Raw genomic sequence first — 16678 nt, forward strand, 5'->3', positions numbered from 1 at the left:
CATGCCGCGACGACGGCTGCCGCAGCTGACACGGAGCTTCCGAGCGAGCCGATGTTTTCGCTGGCTTCACGCGCCGACCCGGGGCTGGTGATCGATCTTTCGCTGAAGCGCGCGAACGCCGGCGCTGCGTACCGCGACAGCTTCGACGCGAAGAAAACCTACGGCGGTTATTGGGACGCGATGGGTTGCTACAGCTATACGTCGGGCGACGGCTATTTCAAGCGCTCGTCCACCGCAACGAGGCTCGGTGGTGGAGAAATCGCCTGCGCCAACCAGTGGAGCGGCAACCTGCTGAACTGGGCGCTGTCGTCGTCCCTCGACGGGGTGCGCCTCGCGTTGACGGGCGGCGACCGCGTGATCGACGAGCCGGGCCGCACGGTGTTGCAGCGTGCGGTGTTGCCGGAGGACTTTCATCGCAGCGCCCACTTCCCCGGCAAGGCGGTGATCGGCAACCTGAACAGGCTGACGCCGCTCGTCACGGGCGCGCGCGGCGCGGTGCTTGCAACGGACACGCTGCACTTCAACAGCTGCCTCGATCGGTTCGTCGTCGGGCCTGCCGCTGCCGGCACTTGCACGGCACCGGGCGGCACGCCTTACATCGCGCGCGTCGAGGTGTGCGCGGCGGCGGAGGCTGCGATTCGTCCCGGGCTGTGCGCCAGATATCCGGATGGCAATTCCAAGCCCGTGGGTGCGATCCAGCGCTATGCCGGCCGGATGAAGTTCTCCGTCTTCGGCTACCTGCCGGACGACGATCCCGCACGCTACGGCGGCGTGCTGCGCGCACCGATGAAGCACGTCGGGCCCAGGAAGGTCGACGCGGCCTTCGACATGGTCGACAACCCACAGGCGGAGTGGAATGCGACAACGGGCGTGTTCAAGGCCGACACGGCGGAGGGCCCCGGTGTCGTCAACGCCATCAACCGCTTCGGGCGCAACAGCGTCCGACAAGGCGCGTACAGCGTATTCGATCCTGCAGGCGAGCTCTACTACGAGTCGCTGCGCTACCTGCAGGGCAAGGCGCCGACGCCGCAGGCGATAGCCGGTAGCGACAACCCCCGAAGCCATGGCGACCCCATTGCCGTCAGTTGCCAGAGAAACGATGTCCTGGTGATCGGCGATGCCGACACCCACTACGACCGTTCGCTGCCCGGCATGTCGAGGGGGAACTCCATCGGCGATTTCGATCGCAGCTTCAACATCGCAGTCCACGAGCCCGACACGGCCTACTGGACAGGTCTGGTTGGCGCCTTCGAAAACAGGGAGGCGCTTGCCTACGTCCACCCTTCGGGCAAGGCGGGTCTCACCACCCGTGGCAACGAGGGGCCGCGGGCGTTCAACTACAAGGGCGGTGCGCCCTTGAGTTCGGCCGACATCGCGAGCGCGGAAACCGGCGCTGACAAGGGCTCGTTCGGGATGGCAGGCCTTGCGTATTGGGCTCGCACGCAGAAGATCCGCAGCGACCATCCCGGCTCGCGCGTGCAGACCTTCGCCATCGACATGGGGCAGGGCGGTGCGAGCGCCATTGGGCAGAAGCAACGCGGCAGCGTCTTCTACCTGGCCGCGAAGTACGGGGGTTTTTCCGACAGCAACGACGACGGCAATCCGTTCCTGGCGTCGGGTGGCGGTTCCGAATGGGCCGAGGGCCTCGACAGCGACAACCAGCCCAAGCCCGCCAACTATTTCCTGGCCGGCGAACCGGCGCAGATGACCGAGGCCATCCGCCGAATCTTCCTGCGCGCCGTGGCCCCGGCCAGTGGCGTCACGGCGGGGAGTGCCATGTCGTCGAACACGATCGCGCAGGCCGGCGCGAGCCTCTACGAGCCGCAGTTCAACGGGCGACGCTGGTCCGGCACGCTGCTGTCGTATCCGCTCCGACCGGATGCGGCGACCGGTACGGTGCAGCGTGCCGACAAGCCCGACTGGGATGCCGGCGAGTTGTTGACCGGCAACCCGAACGCCGTGCCTCCCGTGGCCGCGCGCGATGTTTCGAGCAGGCGCATCTTCACGCTCTCGACGGCCGGTGTCGGCACGCCATTTCAATGGGAGGCGCTCGACAACGGGCTGCGCGGCTGGCTGAACGTGACGCCCTATGCCGTGCCGGAAACCACCGACGGCCTGGGCGCCGAGCGGCTGGCCTATCTGCGTGGGGATCGGCGGAGGGAGCTGTCCGCGCCGCAGGGCATTTTTCGCGAGCGCGACTCGGTCATGGGCGATGTGATCAATTCGAACCCGGTGCATGTCGGAGCACCCGGCCCCGCGATCCAGGAACCGGGGCACGACAGTTTCGTGGCTGCTCATCGCAGCCGGTCGCCCGTCGTGTATGTCGGCGCCAACGACGGCATGCTGCATGCCTTCGACGCCCGCACCGGGAACGAACTCTTCGCCTACGTGCCGCGCATCATGTTCGCGCGGCTGGCCGCCTACACCTCGCCGGACTATGTGCACCGCAGCTACGTCGACGGAACGCCCGTCGTCGGCGATGCCCGCATGGCCAACGGCGCGTGGAAAACCGTGCTGGTTTCCGGCCATGGCGGCGGCGCCACCGGCGTCTTCGCGCTCGACGTGACGGACCCGGCGGCGTTCTCGGCGGACAAGGTGCTCTGGGAATTCAGCGGCGCGTACGACGACGACATGGGCCACGTGACCCAGGCGCCGCGCATCATGAAGTTCCGAACCGCGGCAGCCACCAGAACCCGGGCGGCTGCCTATGGCTGGTTTGCCGTCGTTCCCTCGGGCTTCAACAACGCCAATCCCGACAAGCAGGCCGCACTGTTCCTGCTTTCGCTGGACAAGGCCGCAGGCGAAGCCTGGAAGCAAAACACCAACTACTACAAGATCGTCTTGCCGGCCCCCGCGGACAAGAACCTCGTGAATGCCTTGAGCACGCCGGGCGATTACGCGGGCGCGGACGATGCCACGCGCTTTCTCTACGCAGGCGACACGCAGGGCAATCTGTGGAAGTTCGATTTCTCGGGCAATGCCCCGTGGGGCGCCAGGGCATTGGCGCTGAACGACAAACCCCTGATGGTCGCTATGGCCGGCAGCGGCGCGGATGCGAAGCGGCAGCCGATCACCGTTGCGCCCGAGGTCGGCGTGGGGCCGGCGGGCGGCGCGATCGTGCTCTTCGGAACCGGAAAGTTCGTGAGCCCCGAAGACCTGGGGCGTTCGAGCCGGGGCGTGCAGACGATGTACGGCGTGTACGACAACGGCGTGGCCATTCCCGCCGGCGAAGCGCGCACGCAGTTGCAGCAGCGCAAGACCGGCGCTGTCGATGGGCAGGCATTCCCGCCAGTCACCGGCGATGCCTTCGTGTACGGCGCGTTCGACGGCAAGACGAATGCCCGGCGTGGCTGGTACTTCGACCTGCCGGCGGGGCCCGAGCGGGGCGAGCGGCTGGTCTTCAAGCCGGTGCTGGGCGACGGCCAGTTGTTCTTCAACACGCTGATTCCCGATTCCAGCGCCTGTAGTGCAGACGGCGGCGGCCGCACCTGCGCGGTGAACGCGATGACGGGGCTCTCGCAGGGCGGCACCTGCGTGCCGTCGAGCGCCGGCATGCTGGGGGCGCCGCATCTGGTGCGGGTGGGCACGGCCGGTTTCGGGGCGACCGATGCATTCGGGCGCCGCCCCGAAACGAAGCGCCTCGCCATCGTCAGCACGGGCGCGCGCAGCGGCCGGGGCGCAGGCCTCTCGACCGCGCAACCTGTCGGCGACGGCAAGGTGGGCCAGACCGGCGGACGGCTGAACTGGCGACAGATCACCGACTACCGGAGGGCAAAGCAATGAGGACCCCGGTGCTTCGCGGTTTCACGCTGATCGAGATGCTGATCGTGCTGGCCATCGCCGCGATCCTGGCGGCCATCTCTTATCCGTCCTACATGGATTTCGTGCGCAAAAGCTGGCGCAGCGAGGGGCGTTCCGCGCTCATGCAGCAGATGCAGGAGCAGGAACGCCTCTACACCCGGGTGGGGCGCTACCGGCCCTACGAGGGCGAGTCGGGAGACGGCGGCGTGGGTGGCAAGTACATCGTCAAGAGCGCCAATTGCGAAGGGCGAGGGAGCATCGCTGGCTGCATCCGGCTGACGGCCACGCTGAAGGCGGGGTTCTCCGACCCCCACGTCGGCAATCTCTGGGTGGACAGCACGGGTGGCAAAGGATGCGACGGGACGCTGCCCGGCAGGTGCTGGCAATGAAGCGCGGCAACACGACATCGTTCAGCGGCTTCACGTTGATCGAATTGATGGTGATCGTTGCCATCGTCGCAGTGCTGGCGGCCGTCGGCGCGCCGAGTTTTCGCGACATGCTGCTCAACCAGCGTCTCGCGACGGCTGCGCAGGGCTTCAATTCAGCGCTGGGCTTTGCGCGCATGGAGGCCATCCAGCGCGCGCAGGGCGTGGAGGTGGCTGCGCTCGTGGGCGGCGATTGGTCCGAAGGCTGGGTGGTTCGAACCGGCTCCGATGAATCGCCCCCAATGGAAACGCTACGAAGCTTCGATCGATTGCCGCAGGGCGTGAGCATCGACAAGACGCTCGGCGGCGGCTTCGCGCAAGGCTTGCGCTACGACGGCAACGGGTTCTCGCGCCAGACCGCCAGGTCGGGCTTCAGCGCGGGCTGCCTGACGTTCAAGGCCGAGACCGGGCGCAGGGCGTCGGTCATCGTCTCGGCGTCGGGCCGGGCGAAGGTCTGCAATCCGGATGTGAGCGGCGATTGCGGCTCGGGGGCGTGCGCCAGGGGAGAAAGCGGCGGCTGAAGAAAGCTGCCCGGCGGAATCAGATGTCCCGCAGCAACTGCCGGAATTCGTCCACGTCCTCGAAGCTTCGGTAGACCGAGGCAAAGCGCACATAGGCCACCTTGTCCAGGCGCTTGAGCTCGCGCATCACGAGTTCACCGACCTTGGTCGAATCGATTTCGCGCAGGCCGCTGGCCAGGAGCTTCTGCTCGATGCGCAAGAGGGCGGTGTCGATCTGCTCGATGCTCACCGGGCGCTTGCGCAGGGCCAGCATCATCGAGGCGCGCACCTTGGAGGAGTCGAAGTCGGCGCGGCTGCCATCCTTCTTCACGACCACCGGAAAGTTGACGTCGGGGCGCTCGTAGGTGGTGAAGCGCTTGTCGCAGGCGCTGCACTGGCGGCGCCTGCGGACGAAGTCGGCGTCTTCCGAAACGCGGGTCTCGACGACCTGCGTTTCAAGATGACCGCAAAAAGGGCATTTCATGCGGTCGGGCCGTGCAGATCAGCGATAGACGGGGAAGCGGCTCGTCAGCGCATGCACCTTGGCGCGCACGGCATCGATGTTCGCCGCGTCGCGCGGGTTCTCGAGCACGTCGGCGATCAGGTTCGCGGTGATGCGGGCTTCTTCGTCCTTGAAGCCGCGGGTGGTCATGGCCGGAGTGCCGATGCGCACGCCGCTGGTGACCATCGGCTTTTCGGGGTCGTTGGGGATCGCGTTCTTGTTGATCGTCATGTGGGCGCTGCCCAGCACGGCTTCGGCTTCCTTGCCGGTGATGCCCTTGGCGCGCAGGTCGACCAGCATCAGGTGGCTTTCGGTGCGTCCGCTCACGATGCGCAGCCCCCGCTCGGTGAGCGTGTCGGCCACGATCCTGGCGTTCTTGACCACCTGTTGCTGGTAGGCCTTGAACTCGGGCGCCATGGCTTCCTTGAACGCGACGGCCTTGGCGGCAATCACGTGCATCAGCGGGCCGCCTTGCAGACCCGGGAAGATCGCGCTGTTGATGGCCTTCTCGTGCTGCGCCTTCATCAGGATGATGCCGCCGCGCGGGCCGCGCAGGCTCTTGTGGGTGGTCGAGGTCACGATGTCGGCGTGCGGCACCGGGTTGGGGTACACGCCCGCGGCCACGAGGCCGGCGTAGTGGGCGATGTCGACCATGAAGATCGCGCCCACGTCCTTGGCCACCTTGGCGAAGCGCTCGAAGTCGATGTGCAGCGAGTAGGCCGAGGCGCCCGCGATGATGAGCTTGGGCATGTGCTCGTGCGCCTTGCGTTCCATCGCGTCGTAGTCGATGGCTTCGTTGGCGTCCAGGCCATAGCTCACCACGTTGAACCACTTGCCGCTCATGTTGAGCGGCATGCCGTGGGTCAGGTGGCCGCCTTCGGCCAGGCTCATGCCCATGATGGTGTCGCCGGGCTTCAGGAAGGCGAGCATCACGGCTTCGTTCGCCGAGGCGCCGCAATGCGGCTGCACGTTGGCGGCGTCGGCGCCGAAGATCTGCTTGACGCGGTCGATGGCCAGTTGCTCGGCCACGTCGACGTGTTCGCAGCCGCCGTAGTAGCGCTTGCCCGGGTAGCCTTCGGCGTACTTGTTGGTGAGCTGCGAGCCCTGGGCGGCCATGACGGCCGGCGAGGCGTAGTTCTCGCTGGCGATCAGCTCGATGTGGTGTTCCTGGCGCGCGTTTTCGGCTTGAATCGCGGCCCAGATTTCGGGATCGGTCTGTTCGACCAGAATGTTGCGTTGGTACATGGCAGTCCTTTGAAGACGAGGTCCTTGTTCTTCAACCAAACAAGGGCTGCCCAGGCGAACGGCTGAACGCCTGTTGTGGTCAGGCGGCACGCTTCCCAGTGGTATTCCACGTCAGCGCGTGGCACCTTGTTCAGGTGCTGCGCCTATCGCCAGTCGCGTACGGGGCCGAGTGTAGCTCACACCCGGCCAGGCCAGCTTCAGGACACGGCGGAAAGCAGGGCGACCTTGGCGGGTTCCGAGCCTTCTTCGGCCTTGATCGGTGCCGGCGTCGGCGCCACGATAGGAATCGGCTGCGGGCGAACGGTCGGCCGGGGCGGCAGCACCGATGGTGCGCGGCCATTGGCGACCTGCAGCAGGCGTTCGTGCTCGGCCAGCACCTTGCTGGCGTAGCCGCCGTCGTCTTCCAGGTTGGCTGCGCCCACGTAGTAGCGCAGGCCGCCTTCGAGCGAGCCGGCGCGGGAGATGCATTCTTGCAGCACCTTCACGCCGACGCGCATGTTCGTCACCGGGTCGAAGGCGGTGAGCGTGCCGCCCGCGCTTTCGTACTTGTCGCCGTGCACGCGGGTCATGACCTGCATCAGGCCCTGGGCGCCAACCTGGCTCTGGGCGAAGGGATTGAAGCTGGATTCCACGGCCATGATGGCCAGGATCAGCGTCGGGTCGAGCTTGGTGCGCTTGCCGATGTTGTAGGCCTCGGCCACGAGCACGCTCAGCGGTTCGGCTGCCACGCTGTACTTCTTGCTCAGCCAGTACGCCACGGCGGCCTGCTGCTTGGGCAGGTCGCCAGGGCTCGCGGCCGTGGTGCGCTCGATGGCGGTCGGCTCGAGGTCGGTGACTTCAGGCGCGGGTTTGCGCGACTGCAGCCAGCCCATGAGCTGTTCCTCGCCGGTCTGGCGCAGATCGGGCCGTGCCACGAGGGCGAGGGCCGCAAACACGATGGCCAAACCGACCAACGCGAACCCGTTATGGGTGATTTCAAAAAAGCCGTCTGCCACATCGGACACAAAGGTCCTCAGCCCGCGGGCTGTGGCATCAAACGCCTTGTTCATCGCTCTTCCTTTCTGTGCGGCACCTGCTCGCAACGCCTGGAGAGGCGATGGATGAAGGCAACGGCGCTTGGATTGGTACGAATCAGGCTCCGCGCATGGAGGGTGTAGGGTAAGGAGCGCGGTGACCTGATCAAGCCGGGGGAGTTCTCGGCAGCGGATTCAGGGGTGGCCCCGCTGCGTCTGGCAGTCGGGGCAGGCCGGATTCTAGCGTTGCTAAATACCCGGTCAAGCATAAGGAAATCGTTTCATATGCTAATAGATGTTTAAAAATCCGACCCGTACAGAGGCATTTGACCTACGGGAAATCCCTTGGGAGATTGGATTTGCAATGCGAGGGTGCGGCACCTAATCTGAACGGGCCTGGGTTTTCAGGCGTTTTTCCGAAGTCAGGCAGTCCGAGGTGCAAGTCAAGGGCTCGAACGACGGAGGATCCACGGCGGCAATCTCTTGCTGCCAGCACGGCAGGAACCATTGACTTCCGGTCGCGCGAATCGATGGCTTGGGTGTTAGGCCCGCCATCAAGCCCGGCAACGAGACATTCCGTCGCGCTGCCGGGCTTTCTTGTTTCTGCATTGGCGCCTGTTTGCGGCACACTCCCGCGATGGATTTAGCTTCGCTCAAACAAAACAAATGGGCGCGACGCGGGATCGTCGCGTTGCTGGTTCTGTTGGCCCTCTGGGTCATCGCATGGTTGGTTGTGCCGCCGATCGCCAAGAGCCAGCTTCAGAAGATCGCGAGCGAGAAGCTGGGCCGGCAGGTCACCGTGGGCAAGATCGACTTCAAGCCCTGGACCCTCGAGCTCGCGTTGCACGACCTGCGCATCGCCACCGCCGACGGCAAGCAGCCGCAACTGGCCATCAAGCGCATCTACGCCGACGCCGAACTGCAATCGCTCTTTCGCCTGGCGCCCGTGATCGATGCGGTCTCGGTCGAGTCGCCCGCGATCCTGCTCACGCATCAGGCCGACGGCAAATACGACATCGACGACATCCTCGCCAAGCTGGCCTCGGGCCCGCCGCCCGATCCCAAGGCCGAGCCGGCGCGCTTTGCGATCTACAACATCTCGATCAAGGACGGCGCGGTCGACTTCGACGACCAGACGGTCAAGCGCAAGCACGAGCTGCGCAACTTCGTGCTCAACGTGCCTTTCCTGAGCAACCTGGCTTCGCAGCGCGAGGTCAAGACCGAGCCCAAGCTGGCCTTCGTGCTCAACGGCAGCAACTTCGATTCGGCCGCCTTCACCACGCCCTTCGCAGAAAGCCGCAAGACCGACGCCCACGTGCAGTTCAAGGGCCTGGACCTCGTGCCTTACCTCGGCTACATCCCTGGCGGCCTGCCGGTGAGGCTGCAGGCCGGCAGCCTCGATGCCGACCTGAAGATCGACTTCCAGCAAGCCACGACGACGGGCCTGAAGATCTACGGCACGGTCGAGGCGCACGGCGCCAAGCTGAGCGACGCCAAAGGCCGCGACCTGCTGGGCTTCGACTCGCTCAAGCTCGCGCTGGCGGACGTTCGCCCGCTTGAATCGGTGTTCCATTTGAGCGAAGTGGCGCTTGCCAATCCGCAGCTCGTGGTGGCGCGCGATGCCTCGGGCCAGCTCAACCTGATGGCCACCGACCCAGCCACCGGCGCCGCGGAAAAGGTGGCCCCGCTTCCCGCCGCCGCAGCCAGCGCGCCGGCCGGCAAGACGGTGGAAAAGCCCAAGCTGAAGGTGCAGGTCGACAAGGTGGCGCTCAGCGGCGGGCGCATCGGCTGGCGCGACGAGACCGTCAAGCCCGCGGCGGCGGTCGACTTGACCGCCCTGGGGCTCGACGTCACCGCCATCACCTGGCCGATGGAGAAGCCGGCCCAGTTCAACGGCAGCACCGCCATCGCCGGCGCCTCGCTCAAGTTCAAGGGCAGCGCCACCGACAAGGTGGCGGACGTGCAGACCGAGGTCGACGCGCTTCCGCTCTCGCTGGCCGCACCTTATCTGGCGCAGAGCCTGGAGCCCACGCTCGACGGCAAGCTCAGCGGGCAGATCGACATTGCCTGGAACCAGCCCAACCTCAAGTTCAAGGCGCGCCGGCTGGCCGCCGACGGGCTGGCGCTGACCCAGACCAAGACGGCGCTGGCGAGCGTCGGCCGCTTCGAGCTGGTCGATGCCGAGGTCGACATGACGCAGCACACGCTGAACATCGCCTCGTTCACCGCCACCAACCCCAAGGTGCGCGTCGAGCGCGACAGCGAAAAGCGCTGGATGTTCGAGCGCTGGCTGCGCACGCCGGCCGGCAACGGCGGCGCGGCCGAAGCGAAGGTGGCGGCGCCCAAGCCGGCCGGCGCGGGATCGGCCAAGGCCGACGCCAACACCAAGCCGTGGGCACTGACCATCGCCACCATGGCGGTCGACAACGGCAGCCTCTCTTATTCAGACAAGGCCGGCGCGCTGCCGGTGACGGTCGAGGTCACGGCCTTCAAGCTGAACGCCCAGAAGATCGCGCCCGAGACAAACACCGTGTCGCCGCTGCAGGTCTCGGGCCGTATCGGCTCGGGGCGCTCCGATCCGGGCAAGTTCGATTACAAGGGCAACGTGGTGCTCAAGCCGCTGGCGGCAGAGGGCCGACTCGAGGTGATCTCGTTCCCCGCGCACGCCTTCAAGGCCTACTACGCGGACGCGCTCAACGTCGACATCCGCCGCGCCTTCGCGAGCTACCGCGGCACGGTCCACTACGCAACCACGCCGGCCGGCATGACCGTGAAGCTGGCGGGCGACACCGCGCTGGACGACTTCCGCGCCAACAGCGTTTCGCTGACCCAGTCGCCCGGTTTCGACCGCAACACCAACCAGCTGCTGAGCTGGAAGACGCTGAGCCTGCGCGGCCTGCAGGTCAGCCTGGCGCCCGGTGCTCCACCAAAGGTGGACGTGCGCGAGACCACGCTGACCGACTTCTTCGCCCGCGCGATCGTCGACCCGGCTGGCCGGCTCAACCTGCTCAACCTGACGAAGAAAGGCGAGGCCGAAGGTGCCGCCGCCGCAGCAGCGACCGCCGAGGCCAAGACCCAGAAGGGGCCGGGCGGCACCACCACCACGACCCGCGGGGCGCCGCCAGCGCAGCAGCGCTCGGGCGGCGCGCCGGTTCCGGCCGAAGCCATGGTGGGCGGCAGCCCCGAACTGGCGAAGGCGGCTGCTGCACCCGTCGCCACGGCGCAGGCCGCCGCGGACACGGGCCCCACGCCGGTCATCAACTTCGGCCCGATGAGCCTGGTCAACGGCAAGATCGACTTCACCGACCTGTTCGTCAAGCCCAACTACTCGGCCGACCTGAGCGAGCTGACCGGCAAGCTCAGTTCCTTCTCGTCGAATCCCTCGAACGGCCCGGGCGGTCGGCCCGCGCTGGCCGACCTCGAACTGCGCGGCAAGGCGCAGCAGACGGCGGCGCTGGAAATCACCGGCAAGCTCAATCCGCTGGCCAAGCCGCTCGAACTCGACATCACCGCCAAGATGCGCGACCTTGACCTGGCGCCGCTGTCGCCGTACTCGGTGCGCTACGCGGGCCACGGCATCGAGCGCGGCAAGATGAGCATGGACGTGAACTACAAGATCGCGCCCGACGGACAGCTCACGGCCACCAACAAGCTGGTGCTCAACCAGCTGCAGTTCGGCGAGGAAGTCGCCGGCGCGCCCAACAGCCTGCCGGTGAAACTGGCCGTGGCCTTGCTGGCCGACCGCAACGGCGTGATCGACGTCGACCTGCCGCTCAGCGGTTCGCTCAACGATCCGCAGTTCAGCGTCGGTCCGCTGATCTGGAAGGCCGTGGTCAACCTGATCGTCAAGGCCGTGACGGCGCCGTTCAGCCTGCTCACGGGCGGTCTCGGCGGCGGTGGCAGCGGTGAATCGAGCGCCATCACCTTCGAGGCGGGCAGTTCGATGCTCAGCGCCGCGGCCAAGGAAAGCCTGGACAAGGTCGCCAAGGCGCTGACCGAGCGGCCGACGCTGGAGATGACGGTCGTCGGCACCTCCAGCCTCGACAAGGAACGCGACGCCTACCAGCGCCAGCGCGTGCGCCAGCTGACCCAGGCCGAGAAGCGCCGCGTCGCGGTGCGCGGCGGCCAGACCGGCACCGACGTGCCACCGGTCACCGACGCCGAATACCCCGAGCTGCTGACGGCCGTGTACAAGCGCGCCGACATCACGAAGCCGCGCAATCTCGTCGGCCTGGCCAAGGACCTGCCGGTCAAGGAAATGGAAAACCTGCTGTTCGCGAGCGTGCCGGTCGACGAGGAGTCGATGCGCCAACTGGCCGTGGAGCGCGGCGCCGCGGTGCGCGACTACCTGCTGGCGCAGAAGCTGACGAGCGAGCGGCTGTTCCTGGGCGCGGTGCGCACCACGGCCAGCGGCGCCGACTGGAAGCCGGGCGCCGAACTCAAACTGACCATGAAGTGAGAACGGCCACTTGGTTTTTTGCATCGGCTTGCTATATATGTAGTCCCGTTTAATCTCCCAGCCCGCAACCTGCATTGGCCGCCGTTCCGCCACGGAATTGGGCGGTCCACCGCAAGTGGGTGAAAATGTCGATGTGCGCCGGCCTTTGCCGGCGCCTTCGCTTTCCATACCAAGACAACGATTTCGCGCAGTGACCTCTACTTCTTCCAAGCCACACGACCTTCAAGCCCTCGATACGCTCACCGGCGGCGCCTTCACCGCGCCGACTTCCGGCGAGCGCGCCGCGCGCATCCGCGACTGGCTCGCGGGCAACCCGGCATCCGAGCAAATGCAGGAAGTCTTCAAGGAACTGAGCGGTCGCGACAAGGGCGCGGCGCGCCTCTTGCGCGAAAAGCTCGACGAGCTCAAGCGCGCCAAGGGCCAGGAGGCGATTGCCGCCGAATGGGCGCAGAAGGCCGAGGCGCTGCTGGGCCAGTCCAAGCTCAACATTGCCGATGCGCTCGCCTGGCAGCGCGACGCCGCCAAGGCCGGCGCGCCGCTTTCGCGCGAACCGCTCGCGAGTCTCAAGGCCAAGCTGGCCGAGCGCGTGAAGGGCATCGAAGACCTGCAACACCGCGCCCAGGTGCACCGCGAAGCCGCCGTTTTGCTGGCGCAGCGCTTCGAAGTGCTCTCGACCAAGGGCTGGCAGGACGCCCAGGCCGCAGAGGAGTCGCTGCGCAACGACGTGACCCATTGGCAACAGCAGACCGCCGATATCACGTCCGACATCAACTGGAACAGCCTGGACGCCAAGTTCGCGCCGCAGCTGGAAGCCTCGAAGTCGCAACTGCTGGTCGTGTCCGATGCGTTCCATAGCGCGCTGGCACAGGCCATCGCCGCCGCAGCCGATGCCGCCGCGCCGCTGCCGCCGGTGCCCGTATGGGCCGACGAACTGCGCAGCGCGCGCGGCGAGGTGCTCGCGCCCAAGGCCGCAGCGCCCGCACGGCCTGCCGCACCCAAGATCGATCCGGCCGTGCGCGCCGCGGCGCAAGACGCCGTGCAGGCCGCGCTCGCCAAGCTCGAACAGGAAACAGCCGAAGGCCACGGCAAGGCCAGCGCCGGTGCGGCTGCCGCGCTGCGCGCGGTGCTCAAGGAGCACGGCAAGCTGGTCGAGGCGCCGCTCGAAGCCCGCGTGCATGCCGCGCTGGTCGCGGCCGGCGAACTCGAAGGCTGGCAGCGCTGGAGCGCCGACAAGGTCCGCGAAGACCTCGTCGCCAAGGCCGAAGGCCTGCTCAAGCGCCCCGAAGGCCAGGCCCTCGGCGGCCGCAAGATGCAGGAAACGCTGCGCGCGCTGCGCGACCAATGGAAGCAGTCCGACCAGGGGGGCGTACCGAACCACGCGCTGTGGAAGCGTTTCGACGAAGCCTGCAACGAAGCCCACAAGGTGGTCGAGGCCTGGCTCGAGAAGGTGCGCGCCGATGCGGCCGAGCACCGCGCGCATCGCGTGGCGCTCATCGAAGAGGTCAAGGCCTGGGCCGCCGAGCATGCCGGCGCCACCGACCTGAAGGCGCACAACCGCGCGCTGCACCAGTTTGCCGACCGCTGGCGCGATGCCGGCCATGTGGGCGAGAAGGTGTTCGCCGAACTGCAGCCGCAGTGGAACGAAGCCTTCGGCGCCGCGCGCGCGCCGTTCGAGACAGCGCAGAAGGCCAGCGTCGAACGCCGCCAGGCCATGATCGCCGAGGCGGCCGAGCTCGGCGGCCAGCCGATGCTGCGCATTGACGCCGTCAAGGCGCTGCAACAGCGTTGGCAGCACGAGGCGCAAAGCGTGCCGCTCGACCGCCGCCACGAACAGAAGCTGTGGGACGCGTTCCGCGCGCCCATCGACGAAGCCTTCAACCGCAAGACCGCCGAGCGCGAAAAGGCGTCGTCGGTCATGAGCGAGCATGACCGCCATGTGCTTGACGCCTCCAAGGCGCTCGATGCGGCCAATGCCGGCGGCGACGTGCAGAAGATCCGCGCGGCGATCGCCCGCCTCGAAGGCGCGTTGCGCGGTGAAGCACCGCCGCCCGCGCCGAACGCTGCCAGCGATGGTCCGTCGGTCGGCGCGACCGAAGTCGTGGCACCTGGCCAAGCAGCTGCCGAGTTCAGCGAAAGCGCTGAGCAGGCGCCGAGCCCGAGCGACGCGGAAGCTTCGCCGGCCGCGCCAGCCGAAGCAGCGCAAGCTGACACGCCCGACCTCGTGGGACCAGCCGATGGCGCCGACGCCTCCGCACGCGCCGACGGCGCTGCGCACGACGCCGGCGAAGCCGCCGCTGTCGAAAGCCCGGCGCAGGCCGCCGCGCCGAAGCCGGCGCCCAAGCCAGTCGTGGCCATGCGCGGTGACGACCGTCCCAGCAGCAAGAAGACGGACGCAGCGCCCGCAGGCCGTGCAGGCGGCAAGTTCGGTGACCGCCGCGACGGCGGCCGGCCGGGCCCCGGCGGCCCGGGGCGTCCCGGTGATCGCGGCGCTCCGCGACCCGATGCACGCGGCGACCGCGGTGATCGCGGCGCACCGGCCGGTCGTTTCGGCGATCGTCCGCCGCGCTTCGAAGACCGCGGCCCGCGTTTGGGCGATGCCGCTTTCCGCGCCCAGCGCGAAGCGCTCGAACGTGCAGACATGGCGCTGCGCAAGCTCGCCGCACAAGCCCACGGCGAAGCGCTGACACAGGTGCTCGGCGCCTGGGAACAGCGCGATGCCGCGCGCCTGCCGAGCGTCCAGGAACTGGGTCGCGCGGTCACGCCGGCCGTGCGCACGAACTGGTCGCAAGCCATCGGCAGCGCGCCGACGGCCGCTGCCAACGATGCCGCCGAAGCCCTGCTGCGCCTGGAAATGGCCGCCGAAGTGCCGACGCCCGCCGAGCAACTCGATGCGCGTCGCGCCCTGCAGCTCAAGCTGCTGACCAAGCGTGGCGACCCGGCGCCGGTGCAGACCTGGGGCCAGGACGCCGGCAAGGTGCTGGCCGCGGCCCACGACGCGGCGAGCGCGCGTCGCCTGCAGAACGCGTTGAAGGCGCTGCTGCGCAAGTAAGTAACTAAGCGCGCCGGACGGTCATGAAAAAGACGCCTCACAGGGCGTCTTTTTCTTTGGGGTGCCGAATCCGCGAACCCCGTCGCCGCTCAGGCCTGCCTGCTCAAGAAGAACTCGTCTAAGAGAGCCGTCACCGAGGCGAAGTCCCGGGCGAAGTTCGGGCGGTTCACGAAGTAGGCCTCGCAGGCCACGGCGAAGAACTCGCTGATCGAGGTGGCGCCATAGTCGTCGAGCCACGGCGGCTCGGCGCCGAAGCGCTCGGCCATGATGATTTTTTCGCGGAAGTCGTCGTAGGCCGGCTGCAGCACGGCGAGCCACGCGGCGCGCGATTCGCGGGCACTGCGCTTGCCCGCGAAACCGGACGGCAGCGGCGGGCAACCATCGGCATCGCCGCCGCGCATGTCGATCTTGTGGGCGAACTCGTGGATCACGACGTTGTAGCCGCCTTCGCTGGTGACGCTGCTCGCGAGCACGTCCTGCCAGCTGAGCATGACCGGGCCGCGGTCCATGGCTTCGCCGGCCACTACCTCGTCGTACTCGTGCACGACCAGCGCTTCGTCGACGACCTTGCGCCGCGCCACGACCTCGGACGGATGCACCACGATGCCGACGAAATCGTCGTACCAGTCGAGATGGCCTTTCAGGTGCAGTACGGGCAGCACGGCCTGCGCCGCGATGGCCAGCGCCACTTCGTCGGTGATGACGAAGCCTTGCGTGCCGTGGAATTCCTTGTCGCGCAGGAACTCGGCCGTCAGCGCGCGCAGCCGCTGCACATCGGCAGCGGGGCGGTCGGCCAGGAAGGCATAGCGCGCCAGCGTGGCGTGCCATGCGGCATCGGAAATGGGGGGCAGGGCGCGCAGACGGCGCAGCCACTTGAACATCGGCGGTTCCGCGGTTCGGGGCGCTGCTAGCGCAGGTCGACGCGTTGCGCGCCGGCGGTGGACAGGCACAGCAACTGCGCACGCGGCGGATGGGCTGCCGCATCCCAGTCGCTCAGCACGATGCGGCGCAGGCCGTTGCCCAGGTCGTGCTCGGCGGGGCGGTGCGTGTGGCCGTGCACCATCGTTTGCGCCTTGGCCTGCTGCAGCCATTGGCGCGCGGCGTCGGTGTCCACATCGGCCCAGATCGTCGACGGGTTGCGCTTGCGGTCTTCGCTCTGCGTGCGCATCGCGCGTGCCAGCGCGCGGCGCTCCTCGAGCGGCCGGGCTAGGAACGCAGCCTGCCATTCGGGCGTGCGAACCATCGCGCGGAACTTGAGGTACTCGGTGTCTTCGAGGCAGAGGATGTCGCCGTGGCTCAGCAGCCAGCGCTGGCCGTGCAGCACCAGCACCGTGGGGTCATCGAGCAACGTGATGCCCGATTGCGCCGCGAGCGCGGGGCCGACGAGGAAGTCGCGGTTGCCGTGCATGAAGAACACCGGCAGCCGTTGCGCGGTGTGGCGCAGCAGTTCGGCGCATTGCGCCTCGAAGCCGGGCGAGGCGGCGGCATCGTCGCCCACCCACACTTCGAACAGGTCGCCGAGGATGACCAGCGCATCGGCCGGCGTGGTCTCCAGGTAGCCCTGCCAGGCCTCGAAGGTGGCGGGCTCGCCGGCCTGCAGGTGCAGGTCGGAGATCAGGTCGACGGTGCGCCACGCGGGCGGCGCCACCAGCTCGGTGAAAGCCGGGTTCGCCACGTTGGTCAT

Annotated in this window: 10 protein-coding genes and 1 riboswitch; of the genes, 5 read left to right on the plus strand and 5 right to left on the minus strand. The window is 67.7% G+C overall.

From position 1 onward, the window contains the following. The first annotated feature begins 51 nt into the window (after positions 1–51). From NU688_RS04865 to NU688_RS04875, 3 genes are read left to right on the plus strand one after another with little or no spacing between them, the layout of a single operon-like run. A complete protein-coding gene (locus NU688_RS04865; RefSeq protein ID WP_257859396.1) occupies positions 52–3783 on the plus strand; it encodes a pilus assembly protein in 3732 nt (1243 codons plus the stop codon). Further along, a complete protein-coding gene (locus tag NU688_RS04870) occupies positions 3780–4190 on the plus strand; it encodes a type IV pilin protein (RefSeq protein WP_257859397.1) in 411 nt (136 codons plus the stop codon). The genes NU688_RS04865 and NU688_RS04870 overlap by 4 nt, the downstream gene beginning before the upstream one ends. Continuing rightward, entirely contained in the window at positions 4187–4747 is a 561-nt protein-coding gene (locus NU688_RS04875) for a GspH/FimT family pseudopilin (protein WP_257859398.1), read from the plus strand. The genes NU688_RS04870 and NU688_RS04875 overlap by 4 nt, the downstream gene beginning before the upstream one ends. A gap of 19 nt (positions 4748–4766) precedes the next feature. Here the strand turns inward: NU688_RS04875 and nrdR are convergent, their stop codons facing one another. The 3 genes from nrdR to NU688_RS04890 form a co-directional block, all read right to left on the minus strand. Beyond that, positions 4767–5210 (minus strand): transcriptional regulator NrdR, encoded by a 444-nt coding sequence (gene nrdR / locus NU688_RS04880; protein ID WP_013541926.1) that lies wholly within the window; start codon positions 5208–5210, stop codon positions 4767–4769. 18 nt (positions 5211–5228) lie between these two features. Beyond that, the gene (glyA, locus tag NU688_RS04885) at positions 5229–6473 is read right to left on the minus strand and encodes a serine hydroxymethyltransferase (protein WP_257859399.1); all 1245 of its coding nucleotides are present in this window, start codon (positions 6471–6473) and stop codon (positions 5229–5231) included. Between the two features lie 41 nt (positions 6474–6514). Next, positions 6515–6640, minus strand: a riboswitch (ZMP/ZTP riboswitch). Positions 6641–6670: 30 nt separating this feature from the next. Next, positions 6671–7522, minus strand: a complete 852-nt coding sequence (locus NU688_RS04890; protein WP_257859400.1) for a lytic transglycosylase domain-containing protein — start codon at positions 7520–7522, stop codon at positions 6671–6673. A 601-nt stretch (positions 7523–8123) separates the two neighbouring features. Between NU688_RS04890 and NU688_RS04895 the strand changes: the two genes are divergently transcribed. Next, positions 8124–11945, plus strand: a complete 3822-nt coding sequence (locus tag NU688_RS04895) for a DUF748 domain-containing protein (protein WP_257859401.1) — start codon at positions 8124–8126, stop codon at positions 11943–11945. A 190-nt stretch (positions 11946–12135) separates the two neighbouring features. Beyond that, positions 12136–14994, plus strand: a complete 2859-nt coding sequence (locus tag NU688_RS04900) for a DUF349 domain-containing protein (protein WP_257859402.1) — start codon at positions 12136–12138, stop codon at positions 14992–14994. A gap of 89 nt (positions 14995–15083) precedes the next feature. On the opposite strand, the gene NU688_RS04905 is transcribed toward NU688_RS04900, so the two are convergent. Both NU688_RS04905 and NU688_RS04910 read right to left on the minus strand, forming a co-directional pair. Then, the gene (locus NU688_RS04905; protein ID WP_257859403.1) at positions 15084–15875 is read right to left on the minus strand and encodes a zinc-dependent peptidase; all 792 of its coding nucleotides are present in this window, start codon (positions 15873–15875) and stop codon (positions 15084–15086) included. 26 nt (positions 15876–15901) lie between these two features. Continuing rightward, entirely contained in the window at positions 15902–16678 is a 777-nt protein-coding gene (locus tag NU688_RS04910) for a UDP-2,3-diacylglucosamine diphosphatase (protein ID WP_257859404.1), read from the minus strand.

This window comes from Variovorax sp. ZS18.2.2 (assembly GCF_024701975.1).
Classification (GTDB): domain Bacteria; phylum Pseudomonadota; class Gammaproteobacteria; order Burkholderiales; family Burkholderiaceae_C; genus Variovorax.

What these genes read in the sequence shown, in the direction of transcription:
- NU688_RS04895 (WP_257859401.1), top strand. Translation starts at nt 8,124, where the DNA reads ATGGATTTAGCTTCGCTCAAACAAAACAAATGGGCGCGACGCGGGATC.
- NU688_RS04910 (WP_257859404.1), bottom strand. Translation starts at nt 16,678, where the DNA reads ATGACCAACGTGGCGAACCCGGCTTTCACCGAGCTGGTGGCGCCGCCC.
- glyA (WP_257859399.1), bottom strand. Translation starts at nt 6,473, where the DNA reads ATGTACCAACGCAACATTCTGGTCGAACAGACCGATCCCGAAATCTGG.
- NU688_RS04870 (WP_257859397.1), top strand. Translation starts at nt 3,780, where the DNA reads ATGAGGACCCCGGTGCTTCGCGGTTTCACGCTGATCGAGATGCTGATC.
- NU688_RS04875 (WP_257859398.1), top strand. Translation starts at nt 4,187, where the DNA reads ATGAAGCGCGGCAACACGACATCGTTCAGCGGCTTCACGTTGATCGAA.
- NU688_RS04890 (WP_257859400.1), bottom strand. Translation starts at nt 7,522, where the DNA reads ATGAACAAGGCGTTTGATGCCACAGCCCGCGGGCTGAGGACCTTTGTG.
- NU688_RS04865 (WP_257859396.1), top strand. Translation starts at nt 52, where the DNA reads ATGTTTTCGCTGGCTTCACGCGCCGACCCGGGGCTGGTGATCGATCTT.
- NU688_RS04905 (WP_257859403.1), bottom strand. Translation starts at nt 15,875, where the DNA reads ATGTTCAAGTGGCTGCGCCGTCTGCGCGCCCTGCCCCCCATTTCCGAT.
- nrdR (WP_013541926.1), bottom strand. Translation starts at nt 5,210, where the DNA reads ATGAAATGCCCTTTTTGCGGTCATCTTGAAACGCAGGTCGTCGAGACC.